The sequence below is a fragment of the Acinetobacter sp. Q85-2 genome (genome assembly GCF_013420555.1).
Lineage (GTDB): Bacteria > Pseudomonadota > Gammaproteobacteria > Pseudomonadales > Moraxellaceae > Acinetobacter > Acinetobacter indicus.
In genome coordinates, this window is sequence record NZ_VOXW01000009.1 from 17105 (window position 1) to 29790 (window position 12686).

General features: G+C 44.3%; 11 protein-coding genes, 2 tRNA genes and 1 pseudogene. 9 read left to right on the top strand and 5 right to left on the bottom strand.

The window, feature by feature from the left end; translation table 11 throughout:
* The first annotated feature begins 104 nt into the window (after positions 1-104).
* Together FTT68_RS06650 and FTT68_RS06655 are read left to right on the top strand one after the other, a co-directional pair.
* A complete protein-coding gene (locus tag FTT68_RS06650; protein WP_104988060.1) occupies positions 105-350 on the top strand; it encodes a type II toxin-antitoxin system RelB/DinJ family antitoxin in 246 nt (81 codons plus the stop codon).
* Positions 340-633: pseudogene (locus FTT68_RS06655) on the top strand (type II toxin-antitoxin system RelE/ParE family toxin). Before FTT68_RS06650 ends, FTT68_RS06655 begins: the two are co-directional and overlap by 11 nt.
* A 128-nt stretch (positions 634-761) precedes the next feature.
* Here the strand turns inward: FTT68_RS06655 and FTT68_RS06660 are convergent.
* Positions 762-1091 (bottom strand): four-helix bundle copper-binding protein, encoded by a 330-nt coding sequence (locus FTT68_RS06660; RefSeq protein WP_004641881.1) that lies wholly within the window; start codon positions 1089-1091, stop codon positions 762-764.
* A gap of 346 nt (positions 1092-1437) precedes the next feature.
* Between FTT68_RS06660 and FTT68_RS06665 the strand changes: the two genes are divergently transcribed.
* The 5 genes from FTT68_RS06665 to FTT68_RS06685 all read left to right on the top strand — a co-directional run bounded on the left by FTT68_RS06665 (position 1438) and on the right by FTT68_RS06685 (position 7125).
* Positions 1438-2513, top strand: a protein-coding gene (locus FTT68_RS06665) for an IS3 family transposase (protein WP_180057589.1) whose coding sequence is annotated in 2 segments (ribosomal slippage) — positions 1438-1690 and positions 1690-2513 — 1077 coding nt in all. Because the reading frame shifts where the segments join, the coding sequence is not laid out codon by codon here.
* Between the two features lie 410 nt (positions 2514-2923).
* Positions 2924-3487 (top strand): alkyl hydroperoxide reductase subunit C, encoded by a 564-nt coding sequence (ahpC, locus tag FTT68_RS06670; RefSeq protein ID WP_005180661.1) that lies wholly within the window; start codon positions 2924-2926, stop codon positions 3485-3487.
* Positions 3488-3688: 201 nt separating this feature from the next.
* On the top strand, positions 3689-4564 hold the full coding sequence (locus FTT68_RS06675) for a pirin family protein (RefSeq protein ID WP_180057591.1): 876 nt from the start codon (positions 3689-3691) through the stop codon (positions 4562-4564).
* A gap of 434 nt (positions 4565-4998) precedes the next feature.
* Positions 4999-6297, top strand: coding sequence for an FAD-dependent oxidoreductase (locus FTT68_RS06680; protein ID WP_034598019.1), 1299 nt, complete (start codon positions 4999-5001; stop codon positions 6295-6297).
* 3 nt (positions 6298-6300) lie between these two features.
* Positions 6301-7125 (top strand): cyclopropane-fatty-acyl-phospholipid synthase family protein, encoded by an 825-nt coding sequence (locus FTT68_RS06685; RefSeq protein ID WP_180057593.1) that lies wholly within the window; start codon positions 6301-6303, stop codon positions 7123-7125.
* 61 nt (positions 7126-7186) lie between these two features.
* Here the strand turns inward: FTT68_RS06685 and FTT68_RS06690 are convergent.
* The 3 genes from FTT68_RS06690 to FTT68_RS06700 form a co-directional block, all read right to left on the bottom strand.
* A tRNA-Thr gene (locus FTT68_RS06690) sits at positions 7187-7262 on the bottom strand.
* A 223-nt stretch (positions 7263-7485) separates the two neighbouring features.
* Entirely contained in the window at positions 7486-7713 is a 228-nt protein-coding gene (locus FTT68_RS06695; RefSeq protein ID WP_005180651.1) for a hypothetical protein, read from the bottom strand.
* A 772-nt stretch (positions 7714-8485) separates the two neighbouring features.
* A tRNA-Ser gene (locus FTT68_RS06700) sits at positions 8486-8575 on the bottom strand.
* A gap of 121 nt (positions 8576-8696) precedes the next feature.
* Here FTT68_RS06700 and FTT68_RS06705 point away from each other — a divergent pair.
* Complete coding sequence (locus FTT68_RS06705; protein WP_168370784.1) at positions 8697-10577, top strand: potassium transporter Kup; 1881 nt, start codon at positions 8697-8699, stop codon at positions 10575-10577.
* Positions 10578-10665: 88 nt separating this feature from the next.
* On the opposite strand, the gene FTT68_RS06710 is transcribed toward FTT68_RS06705, so the two are convergent.
* Positions 10666-11313: a hypothetical protein gene (locus FTT68_RS06710; RefSeq protein WP_104513219.1), complete on the bottom strand. Its 648-nt coding sequence runs from the start codon at positions 11311-11313 to the stop codon at positions 10666-10668.
* Between the two features lie 264 nt (positions 11314-11577).
* Between FTT68_RS06710 and FTT68_RS06715 the strand changes: the two genes are divergently transcribed.
* On the top strand, positions 11578-12660 hold the full coding sequence (locus tag FTT68_RS06715; protein ID WP_168407385.1) for a DNA/RNA non-specific endonuclease: 1083 nt from the start codon (positions 11578-11580) through the stop codon (positions 12658-12660).
* The last annotated feature ends 26 nt before the right edge of the window (positions 12661-12686 follow it).

Consider the following 12686-nt stretch of genomic DNA (forward strand, 5'->3'; position numbering starts at 1 on the left):
TATTTTGCTTCCTTCCATTTAACATAATGGCTGTTATGCGAAGTCGACTTGTAATGCAATTTGCATTACAATATTCCTAGTACATTAAATACTTGGGAAATATGATGGCTACTGTTAACTTCAGGATCGATGAAGCCCTTAAAGAAAAATCTTATTCAATCCTTAAAGAGCAAGGTATTACACCTACGGATTTCTTCACTAGTATTCTTGAGTATGTTGCTACGACTGGGAAACTGCCTGTCAAAAAAGCTTTGCTTTCAGAAGAAGATGAAGAATTATTAGCTCTTGTCCGTAAGCGCATTAATGATCCTAAAGAGATGTTTGAGGAAGTCACATTAGATGACTTATAAGCTTTTACGTCACAAGGACTTTACAGCAGAATGGGAAAAACTCCCTGTTGCTATACGAGATTAATTTAAAAAGAAACTAGCCAAAGTCATAGAGCAGCCACATATTCCAAAGAATATGCTTAGAGGCGATCTTGCAGGTTGCTATAAAATCAAATTATTAAAAGCTGGTGTCCGACTTGTCTATCAAGTTAAAGATGATCAGGTAGTTATCCTGCTCATTACCGTCGGAAAACGAGCTGATAGCATAGTTTATGACGAAGCGAAAAAGCGAATTAAAGACTAAAAATGGGAGCTTAAAGCTCCCATTTTTGGCTTCGTATAAGGTGTATTATGTTAATTTTAGGAAAGGCTCTAGACTAGCAGAATGATTATGTTAGTCTAGAGCCATATAATTAACATTATTGAAGTATTTTACATGGCAATTTTTCGACATTCTTCTGCACACTGACGGCAAGCCTCAGCACATTTTTTACAATGATCATGTGAATGTTTTTCACACTCTTCCGCACAATATTCACAGATCTTAGCACAAAGCTCACAAATCTCTTTGAGGAAAGGTGAGTTATGTTGTTGCATACGCACACATAACTGACAAATATCTGCACATTCTAGACAACGTTGAATACATTCACGCATCATCTCTAAATCTTTTTCTTTTAAACAAGAAGTTGCACATTCAGTACAAATAAGTGAACAGTTTGTACATGCAGAAATACACTCTGAAAATTCCGTATTAATCATTTTTTACTCTCAATTTATATAATCAAAGAAATAATTAAAACATAATTTTTTTCTACTAATTATTTTAAATTATTAGTAAATGTAATACATAATGTTAATTTATATGAATAATGTTAATTTTAACTAAATCTTATTTATATTCCAAATTATTAAAAAACAGTTTTTAATTAGGATAGATGATCAAGTATCAAAAGCAGCTATTCTTAAAATAACTACAATAATTTTATCACTTTAAAAATAGATTTTCCCTCTATTTAACATAATGGGTGTTATACGGTAATCCCCCCTAAAAATAAAAGGATCTAAAAGTAGAATTTTCTCTTAAGATAAGAGCAGGAGATTCTGCATGAAAACATCTAAATTTACTGACAGCCAGATCATGTCCATTTTAAAACAGGCGGAGTCTGGCACACCTGTAGCCACCCTTTGTCGTGAACATGGCATGAGTAATGCCACGTTTTATAAATGGCGTGCCAAATATGGCGGTATGGATACCTCATTGATGGCTCGACTGAAAGAGCTGGAAGCAGAAAATACCAGACTAAAAAAAATGTATGCTGAAGAGCGATTAAAGGCAGAGATTGTTCAGGAAGCAATGTCAAAAAAGTGGTGAAGCCATCTTGCCGACGTCAGATGGCTCAACAAGCCGTTGCCCACTATGCCATTAGCATTCGTTTGGCTTGCAGCGCATTTAGTATCAGTGAAACCTGCTACCGTTATCAGGCTAAACTGAGTGATGACAATGCACTCATTGCAGAACAGCTCATTGAACTCACTGAAGAAAATACAGATTGGGGCTTTGGTCTGTGTTTCTCTTATCTACGTCATGTTGAAAATTATGTTTGGAATCACAAGCGTGTTTATCGTATTTACTGTGAATTAGCACTGAATCTGCGTATTAAGCCAAGCAGAAGACTGAAACGACATGCACCAGAACCACTGAAAGAGCCGATCCGGGCAAATCAGGTCTGGTCACTGGATTTTATGCATGATCAGCTGATCGATGGTCGTAAGTATCGGCTATTGAATGTAATTGATGATTACCGTCGAGAAGGTTTAGCGATTGAAGCAGGATTCTCATTACCTACAATCCGAGTTATTCGTACGTTGAATCAGTTGCTGGAATGGCGAGAAAACCCGTTAGTTATTCGGTGTGACAATGGCCCGGAGTTTATCAGTCATGAATTTGTACGCTGGGCAACTGAACAAGGTATTCGTATTGAATATATTCAACCAGGTAAGCCACAGCAAAATGCGTATATTGAACGTTATAATCGGACTATACGTTATAGCTGGCTAAGCAAGCATCTATTTGACACACTGGAAGAAGTACAAGATTATGCAACGAGTTGGCTGTGGCATTACAACTATGAAAGACCACACCAAGCAAACAAAGGAAAGCCACCTCTCATGGCTGCTTAACCTCTACTTTTAACTTCGGTTATTTATGGGAGGATTACCATTTCAGTGAGATAAAAAGTGTAAATTTTTAAGTATTTTTTATTGAATTTTTACAAAATACAATACATAATTCATTAAGTTTTTGAAATATATATATTAATTATAATTTGGTATGTATATCCCTTCTAAGGTCATCATCTAAAGCAGAAATTGATAAAAACCCTTTGTTTTGGCAAAGGGTTTTTTATTGCCTGTGTGAAAAGTAGGATAGATCAATTGAGGAAAACGATAAAAACTTCAATGGAGATAGAATATTTAAATCTGTATTTCCGATTATTTTTATAAAAAAGTACAGTTTTACCGATTTACATCAGTTTTGTATTCTAGCTTCACAAGATAAGCAATCCCCACAACGCACTGAGGAATACAAAATGAGTTTAATCAATACCCAAGTGAAAGCCTTTAACGCTACTGCTTACCAGAATGGTCAATTCATTGAAGTGTCTGAGCAGGACATGATCGGTAAATGGTCGGTGGTATTTTTCTATCCTGCAGACTTTACCTTTGTCTGTCCAACCGAATTAGGCGATCTGGCTGATCATTATGCTGAATTCCAGAAAATGGGCGTTGAAATTTATGGCGTATCCACTGATACCCACTTCACCCATAAAGCCTGGCACGATACTTCAGACGTGATTGGTAAAATCCAGTATCCGCTGATTGGCGATCCAACCTGGACTCTGGCAAAAAACTTTGAAGTGTTAATTGAGGCTGAAGGTCTGGCTGACCGTGGTACTTTCGTGATTGATCCGGAAGGTACCATCCAGATTGTTGAAATTAACGCTGGCGGTATTGGCCGTGATGCCCAGGAACTGCTACGTAAAGTCAAAGCAGCGCAATATGTCCATGCACACCCAGGTGAAGTTTGCCCGGCAAAATGGAAAGAAGGTGAAGCAACGCTTGCACCGTCAATCGACCTGGTCGGTAAAATCTAATCCAGTTGCATTTATCTTCTGATGAAAATCCAGAACTCCGGTTCTGGATTTTTTTTGTCTGTTGAAAGAGAAACCAAGCAGAATCCGGATGCGCCTGGATGATTCTATTCTTGCAATGCAGTATGCCAGATTTGCGCTAGCTGGCCGCACCGCAAAGGCTTAACATGAAACGATCAATTCTCCTTGCAGGCGCAGGACAGTATGAAAAAAATAATTGGTTTATATCGAAATAAAAACATGCACTGGGTCGGTGATGGTTTTCCGGTACAGAACCTGTTTGCTTATGACCGTTTAGGTCAGGCCATCAGCCCGTTTTTAATGCTCGACTATGCTGCGCCTTATCCGTTTGAGGCGACGAAAGCGCAGCGTGGTGTGGGTTCACATCCGCATCGTGGCTTTGAAACTGTGACTCTGGCCTATCAGGGTGCCGTCACCCATCAAGATTCGGCCGGTGGCGGGGGCACTATTCAGACTGGTGATGTGCAGTGGATGACAGCCGGTGCCGGCGTGGTGCATGAAGAGTTTCATTCTGCCGATTTTGCCGAAGCCGGTGGACTGTTTGAAATGGTCCAGCTCTGGGTCAATTTGCCAGCCAAAGACAAAATGACCACGCCGCGTTATCAGGCCATTGCCGCTGCCGATATTCCCCGAATTGAACTGGACGATGCCGCCGGGCACCTCCGGGTGATTGCCGGGAACTATTTAGGTCACACCGGGCCGGCACAGACCTTTAGTCCGGTCAATGTCTGGGATGGTAGCTTGCATAAAGATGCGCAAACCTTTGTGCATGTCCCGGTGACTCACAATGTCCTGCTGGTGGTGCTAAAAGGCGAGCTGCTGGTGAATGGCACTCAACAGGTGCAGGACAGTTCTATCGTGATGTTTGCCCGCGATGCCGAGCCGAGCATTCAGTTGCAGGCGCAGCAGGAAACACAGTTTTTAATTCTGACCGGTGAGCCATTAAATGAGCCAATTCAGGGCCATGGTCCTTTTGTGATGAACAGCAAACAGGAAATTATTCAGGCCTTTGAGGACTTTCATTCTGGTAAGTTTGGCCAAATTCCGCCGCAAAGCTAAGCATTCAGCGATCCTGCTGCGAAAAGAAAAAAGCCTCTGATAAAAATCAGAGGCTTTCTTGTTATTGCGCTGTTAAGTTTCTTGTTTTATCTCATTTGTATCATTATCTGTAATGATTTTATGTGATGTGGTTGTCATTCTTGTGTGGAGCGTATACTAGCGGAAAGCACGCACTTTGTAAAACAACTATTCTAAAACTGGTTAATTTATACCTATTGTTTTTAAATGATTTTTAAAAATTAATAAATAAAATTTCAGGTATTTCTTATATTTACACGGGGGCTTGAAAATACGTTAAAAAATGTAACAGAAGTGGCATTTTAGAACTTTATTACACTTTGTAAAAAGGGTGAATCTGGTAGTTTTTAATAGCTCATTTTGGCAAGGCATGGTTCATAATTTCGGTCAATGTTTTCATTAACGGATAAGACGTTTTGGATATTGCAGTCATCGGTAGTGGCATGGCTGGGCTAGCTACCGCAAGAATTCTTAAAGATGCAGGGCATAACATTACAATTTTTGAAGCTCTGCCTGGACGTGGAATGGACAGCCACAGTACTGAGTTTGAAGGCGGTTTAATTGACGCACCGCTGCGGGTCATGAATCCGCATTTGTGGAAAAACACGCTCAGTTTAGCCACCTATCTGGGTATTCCGACCTTCCCGGTACGGACCTATATGGCCTGTAGCTGGTTATTTGAAGACCGGACCGAAACCTGGTTAACCACCTCGCGTACGCGTATCGGGAATTTCCCGATTATCAATAACCGTAAAGGCTTGCAGCAATACGGCTGGCGTCTGGTTAAAGGCATGTTGCAGTTAAAAACGGCAATTGCCAAATTCTTCCGGTCGAAGAATCAGGACATTACCCTGGCTGAGTTCATCAACCAGAATGAAATTGAAGAAGTGTTCTGGCATGGCGCGGTAATGCCGGTGTTGTACACCATCTGTACCTGTAACCCGAAAACCATTGGCGAATGGCCAGCGAAGCCGCTGTTGACCTTCTTGCGTCAATTGACCGATGGTGATGCGCTGTTGCGTATTCAGGGTGGCACTCCGGCGCTGGTGAATAAGCTGATTGAAGGTATTCATATCAAGAGTGGTTCACCCATCACCCATATTAGCCAGCAAGATGATCAGGTCTATGTCAAAAATGCCGAAGGCGAAACTGCGGTATTTGACCGTGTGGTGGTGGCCACCCCAACCACCAATATCGAGAACTTCCTCGATCGTGAACAGTTTGCCGAAGATATTGCCTTGTTAAAGCAGTTCAAGTTTGAACAGGGCGAACTGGTGATTCATACCGATAGCACAGTGATGCCGCCAAAACGCAAAGACTGGTCGGTACTGAGCTATATGATGGACCGCAAGTTTACCCGTCAGCAATTTACTGTCTGGCTAAACTCGATTGAGCCATCGCTGGTCGGTAAAACGCCGGTGTTCCAGACCTGGCGTCCGGTCACGCCTATTGATCCGAAGAAAGTCATTTCTTCTGTCACCCTGACCCGTGCGGTGGTGGATTCAAAAACCGTGGCACTGAACAAAGAATTGCAACAGCGTCATAAAGTCGCTGATCGCAAGGTGTTCTTCTGTGGTTCATGGTCATGTGACGGCTTGCCAATTTTAGAATCAGCCGTGACTTCAGCCATGCATATTGCAGAAATTTTTGGTGCACCGTTGCCGTTTGTGGGCTTAAAACCTAAAGTAGAGGTTGCTCCCCAACTCGGCTATTAATCTATGCGCTGGCTTCAGGCAATTTTTCGACAGGCTCCTTCCCATAAATATGCAATCAATGCAGCGCTTTTGGGAGATCCTGCCGAGTTGCCCTGGAGCAATCTGGGCTATTGGCACTCATCTGCACAGGACTATCCGGCGGCGTGCCAGCAGCTGGCCGATCATTTGGCCGAAGCCGTTCAGTTGCAATCCACAGATCGTCTGCTCGATTTAGGCTGTGGACAGGGCGCCAGCCTGTTGCACTGGCAACAGCATTATCAACTTTCAAATATCACTGCTGTTGAACTGCAAACGACCTGTGTCGAGCAGATTCAAGTGCGCTGGCCAGAGCTGCCCATCTATGCGCAGTCTTTTTTAAATTTAAAAAATCTCATACCTCTGGCGCCATTTGATGTGGTGCTGTGTATTGATGCGGCCTATCATCATGCTTTGAATTCATTTCTGGATGCCGTGCAACCGGTTTTAAATTCAAAAGGCCGTCTGGGTTTTCACACCCTGATATTGTCACCGCAGTTTTTAAAATCAAATACATTACAACAGCACGCTTATCGCGCTTTATTAAAGGCGGCGGATGTGTCGTTGCCGGAACTGAAAACCGCAGTACAACTGGAGCAGTGTTTGCAGGAACGCGGTTTTACCCAGATTCAGATTGAAGATTTATCTGCACCAGTGTTAAACAGATTTGCCGAATATATCCAGCAGCTGCACTGGCCGCAGCACAGTCCAGGTCTGGACCGGATCAAGATTGCCATGACCGCAAAGCTGTGCCGACGTTTATATAAAGATGGCTGGGTGAGATATGTGCAAGTGACCGCACACACGCAATAAAGCAGAAAAAATAGCGACATAAAAACAACAAAGGCCCACTAAAATAGCGAGCCTAAGAAAATGGTGCCGGCACACGGATTCGAACTGTGGACCTACTGATTACAAGTCAGTTGCTCTACCAACTGAGCTATGCCGGCATTGTGGAGTTGCATTTTACAGATTTTTAATTCGGGCGCAAGCGAAAAAATAAGCAATTAAAAGTAGGCGACAGGCGCTGTTTTATTTTTATCCAGCTCTTGTTTTCGCGCTTAAACATCGTGGAAGAGGCAAGTTTCTGCTCAAGACAACAATAGCTCACGTTCAGGGTGAGCTATTGTTTTGAATTTAAAATAAAGGGGGGTTAAGTGCCGCAGAGGCGTGCTACTTGCTCCTTAAAATACGGTCTAAATCTTGTGCACATTCTTCAAGGGTAAAAGCCATATCGAGTTGCATTTGTGGTTTGAGTTCGTTGGCGAGAGATCTCCACTGCTCAATAAGTTTAAGGGCTTTTTGAATTTTATGTCGATTGAGGTCTTTGGCGATGGTGGGGGTATAACCACCACGTTTGGCATTTTTAATTTGTTTGACATAATTTGCGCTGTTATTCATGCTCGCTCCCGAATAGCAGTTTTTTGACTGATTGGCTTTAAACATCTTTTTTGGCACGATTAAATGAAGAATATTTTTTAAGTTAATAGTTTTAAACAGTTGTTTATTTTGCCTATTGTTCTCCTTGTTCTGTTTAGGTCTGTGTTTAACATAGCACAATGCTTGCTGCTGTAAAGCTTGCGAATTCTATGCCACTTTTTACTGTTGTAGCATGAGATGATGACTTTTTGTTGACATCTGTGGTTTAAAAACAGGTTGGAACTGTGGCAGGCTGTAACTTTCACATATATGCGGGCAGGATGGCATAACCCGAAGATCATGCTTAACAACCCAAGAGATGAACGGGGAGTCAGAAAAATTGATGCTATTTTCAGCAAAGCCTGAGATGGTGCTGGAAAAATAAGCGCTACAAGTCAATGAATTTATCAATATAGTTTTGAATTTGATAGAAAAAGTCTATCTCAGGTTTCCTATTTTATCTGTGTTAAAAACTTGACCATCCATTTAAATTTTAGGGAAGCAGATGCGATAGATGCTCTGCTTTTTCAACTATAAATTTAAATTCAAAAGCTGATGAATTTAAAACTTAGCGGATGTATTCAGGCTCAAGTTTTTAAATTCAAAAAAATAAAAGTACTGTTGTTATTTTAAAATCTAATCCAGAAACAATCAGATAATTTCACTGTCTGGAACTGAATAATTTTGAAAAAGCAGAAAAGTCGAAGCATAAAAAAAGACCCAAATTTTACAATTTGAGTCTTTTTAAACATTCTGGCGGTGAGAGAGGGATTCGAACCCTCGATACGCGTCAACGTATACACACTTTCCAGGCGTGCTCCTTCAGCCACTCGGACACCTCACCATAGGCCGTGGATAATACCCAAAAAAAGTCACTCTGCCAAGCTGAAACAATTGATTTGCGGAAAAACTTTTGGGCTGGTGCTATTATGCGCAAAAATACGGTCTATCCATGAAGACATTCTATGCAAAGTACTGCAAAAAAAGCCGCCCTGCCTGTGATTACCCTCGCGGCACTGGGCGTAGTTTTTGGTGACATTGGAACGAGTCCACTCTATGCCTTGCGTCAATGTTTCCTGACCGCACATCTGGCCATTTCTGAAGGCAGTGTTCTGGGGATTTTATCGCTGATCTTCTGGTGCATGATGCTGACCATCAGCTTTAAATACGTCACCATCATCATGCGCGCAGACAACAACGGTGAAGGCGGAATCATGTCGCTGCTGGCCTTAAACCTGCGTACCACCCGTATTTCTGAACAGAAGAAAATCTACCTGATTGCACTGGGCTTTATTGGTGCATCGCTGTTTTTTGGTGATGGGATTATTACCCCGGCCATTTCGGTGCTGTCGGCGATTGAAGGGCTGAGTATTGCCACCCCGATGTTTAACCAGTGGCTGATTCCCTTATCTATCGGGATTCTGGCTGGACTGTTTCTGGTACAGCGTCATGGCACTGGCATCATGGGCACCTTCTTTGGGCCGTTGACCCTGCTCTGGTTCCTGTCGATTGGCGGGGTGGGGCTGTGGAGTATTATCCAGACGCCGTATGTGCTGGCGATGATCAGCCCGCACTGGGCCATCAACTTTGTGCTGGAACAGCCTTATGTGGCCTTTTTAACCATGGGCGCGGTGATTCTGACCATGACCGGTGGTGAAGCGATTTATGCCGATATGGGCCATTTTGGCCGCTTGCCAATCCGGATGGCCTGGTTTGTGATTGTACTGCCATGTCTGTTATTGAATTACGCCGGACAGGGCGCCTTGTTGCTGCGTGATCCGGATGCGATTACGAATCCTTTCTATCTGCTGGTGCCGGACTGGGGTCTGTATCCGATGATTGCGCTGGCCACGGCTGCGGCGGTGATTGCCTCACAGGCGGTAATTACCGGTGTATTTTCGATGGTCAATCAGGCTATTCAGCTGCGTTATTTGCCGCGTTTATCGGTCAAGCATACCTCAGAAGTGGAACAGGGCCAGATTTATCTGCCCTTCATTAACTGGGTACTGTTTGTATCGGTGGTGATTCTGATTCTGCTGTTCGAAAATAGTGCCAATCTGGCCAGTGCCTATGGCGTGGCGGTGACCATGACCATGCTCTGCGGCACCATTTTAATTTCCATTCTAGCGTATGGTTTCTGGCGCTGGCCGGTGTGGAAAGTGCTGCTGTTTGCACTGCCTTTTTTAATTCTGGATCTGATTTTTGTCGGTTCAACCTCACTGAAAATTGTCGCCGGTGGCTGGGTACCAATTTTAATTGGTGCCATTGTATTTACCCTCCTGATGACCTGGAAAGATGGCCGTGCCTTGCTGATTCATCATCTGGAAAAAGATGCCTTGCCGATTGAGCTGTTTATTAAAAGTATCAGCATGGGCAATGACACCAAATTTGTGCCGGGTGAAGCGGTATTCTTGACTGGTACGCCGAATATCGTGCCACATGCGATGTTGCATAACATCAAGCACAACAAGGTGCTGCATGAGCGCAATATTATGGTCACGGTGGTGACACGTGATATTCCGTATGTGCCGCAAGAAGAGCGGGTACAGATTGAACGGCTGGATGAACGTTTTTACCGGATTTTTATCTATTACGGTTTTAAAGATCAGCCAAATATTCCGCGCGCGTTAAAGCAGGCCTATGATGATTTGGGCTTTGAATTCGACATGATGCAAATGAGCTTCTTTATTTCACGTGAACGCATTATCAGTACAGTCGGCGAAGGCATGGCACCGTGGCGGGAAAAGCTGTTTATTTCGATGCAGCGCAATACCAGTCCGGTCAGTGACTTCTACCAGATTCCGACCAACCGGGTTGTGGAGCTGGGCAGTCAAATCCAGATCTGATGCAACGGCGTGGTCTCAACGCCACTGCAATAAAAAAACCAGAGCATAGCTCTGGTTTTTTTGGAGGATAAAAGCCTAAAACAGGTCTTTAATTGGCTTCATTCAGGCTTGGGGCTTCAGGTAAGGCTTGAACAGGCGCTTGCATTTGCTCGGCGCCAGCTTCAGGTGCGGCCTGAATAGCAGGGTCTGCCATTGGTGCTGCTTCTGGTGCAGCGGCTAAGGCTTCCTGGGTAACATCGGTTTCGGCTTCTATACCATTCACCGGCGCTTCAGCTGAGGAGTCCATCATGGGCGCTGCATTCTGGGCGGCTTCCGCTGCAGGTGCAGTCAACTCTGCTGCGGGTGGTTCAGTAATAGGCTGTGCGCCCTGGGCCAACGGATCAGTTGACTGGCCAGCCGGTACCGGTTGTGAGGTCAGCGCTGATGCATCGGGTGCAACCGCTTGTACCGGAGCATCATGGCCTGGTACCTGGGCGGGTGCATCTGCCGGAATCACATCCAGCTGCGGATTGGTCGGCATCGGCTGAACCACTTGCGGATTGGCTTCAGAGACAATGCGCACCTGACCGCTGGCCACGATATCCTGCAATGAACCCGGCTGACCATTAACCGTGGTCACCACTTTGGCTTTCGATAAGCTTTCCAGGGTATCACCCGGTTGAATGGGAGGTTCGGCAAAGGCAGTTGCACTCATTAAACCGGTAATCAGGCCGGCACCCAGTAATTTGGAATACATAGATTCCTCCATCAAATTTTTATCACACGATTTTTTCGTGAACTACCTTGGCATATAACACTGGCCTGACGCAACGCAGCACACTGAAAGCCATCCAGACTTATCATAAACTGCGTTAAAACTCTGACAGACTGTTACACAGTCACCGCCTGTACAGCGGTTTATTGTCTAATTGTTAAGCGAACAACAGCCAGAACATATACAAGTTGCAGACCCCTTGTTAAGCTCGGCCAATATGTGATTCTTATAGTTTTTAGCAGTGTAATGGCCAGAAAAAAGCGCAGTACAAATCCGCCTCTCTTTCCCTTTTTTCATCAAGGAAGTTTAAAAGTTGTTTTAGGTGTGGTGGCCGCTGGCAGTTTTGCGATTGCCTTTGGACAGGAAAAAATCAGCCAGTGGATGTCCTTGACACCAAGCACTTCGAATAGTGCCTGTCTGGAACAGTTTTACCGCGATGTGCCGCCGTATTTAATTAAAGACAGCCTGCGCAAAGACAGTTATCCGCTGTGTTTTAATGGCTTTAATGTGATGTATTCCGGCGTGTCCAAAACTCCGCTGTGGGTGGCAGAAAGTCTGACCCCGGCGCGTTTAAGCCAGAAAATTCCACGTGAAGACAGTTTTCATGAAGAAGAGCGGGTGAGAGAGCAGCACCGCGCGACCTTAGCGGATTATCGCGGTTCAGGTTATGACCGCGGACATATGGCCCCAAATGCGGATATGTCCAATAAAGCGGCGCAATACGACAGTTTCTCGCTGGCCAATATGGTGCCACAAGCGCCGAAGAATAATCAGCAGGTCTGGCGTGAACTGGAAGAAGCCACCCGTGCGCTGGTGACCAAGCATAAACAGGATGTGTATGTCATCACCGGGCCGACTTTTAGTGGCAAAAAACTGAAAGCGATTGGTAATGGGGTAATTGTCCCGACCTCGGTGTATAAAGCCATTTACTTACCTAAAACTGGCGCAATTGGCGCCTACTATGCACCGAATGACAATTCCCTGCAGGTCAAGGTGGTCAGCGTCTGTTATTTAGAAGAACAGTTAGGCATTAACCTGTTTCCACAGCTGACCGAAGAGCAAAAACGCAATACCTATAAATTGCCGCTGACCGCCAACGCGGTAAAAGCCAATAAACCACTGGAATATTCGCATTGGGATGCAGAAAGCCAGTGTGCTGAAGATGTTGCCCCGGAGCAGCTACAGGCCTTACAGCGTCAGTTTAAATCTGGCGGTAGCACGGCCACTGCCAGTGGTGCAACCTTGGATGCCGAAACCCAGGATGCCATCATTAAGCAGTTGATTGAGGCCTTGTTGCACTATATCTTACAGTTAATGAATAAAAGCTGATCAGCACATATAAACGGCAGGATGGC

Excerpts from the sequence above, each read along its gene's own strand:
- FTT68_RS06650 (WP_104988060.1), top strand. The coding sequence starts at position 105 with ATGGCTACTGTTAACTTCAGGATCGATGAAGCCCTTAAAGAAAAATCT.
- FTT68_RS06660 (WP_004641881.1), bottom strand. The coding sequence starts at position 1,091 with ATGATTAATACGGAATTTTCAGAGTGTATTTCTGCATGTACAAACTGT.
- ahpC (WP_005180661.1), top strand. The coding sequence starts at position 2,924 with ATGAGTTTAATCAATACCCAAGTGAAAGCCTTTAACGCTACTGCTTAC.
- FTT68_RS06675 (WP_180057591.1), top strand. The coding sequence starts at position 3,689 with ATGAAAAAAATAATTGGTTTATATCGAAATAAAAACATGCACTGGGTC.
- FTT68_RS06685 (WP_180057593.1), top strand. The coding sequence starts at position 6,301 with ATGCGCTGGCTTCAGGCAATTTTTCGACAGGCTCCTTCCCATAAATAT.
- FTT68_RS06695 (WP_005180651.1), bottom strand. The coding sequence starts at position 7,713 with ATGAATAACAGCGCAAATTATGTCAAACAAATTAAAAATGCCAAACGT.
- FTT68_RS06705 (WP_168370784.1), top strand. The coding sequence starts at position 8,697 with ATGCAAAGTACTGCAAAAAAAGCCGCCCTGCCTGTGATTACCCTCGCG.
- FTT68_RS06710 (WP_104513219.1), bottom strand. The coding sequence starts at position 11,313 with ATGTATTCCAAATTACTGGGTGCCGGCCTGATTACCGGTTTAATGAGT.
- FTT68_RS06715 (WP_168407385.1), top strand. The coding sequence starts at position 11,578 with ATGGCCAGAAAAAAGCGCAGTACAAATCCGCCTCTCTTTCCCTTTTTT.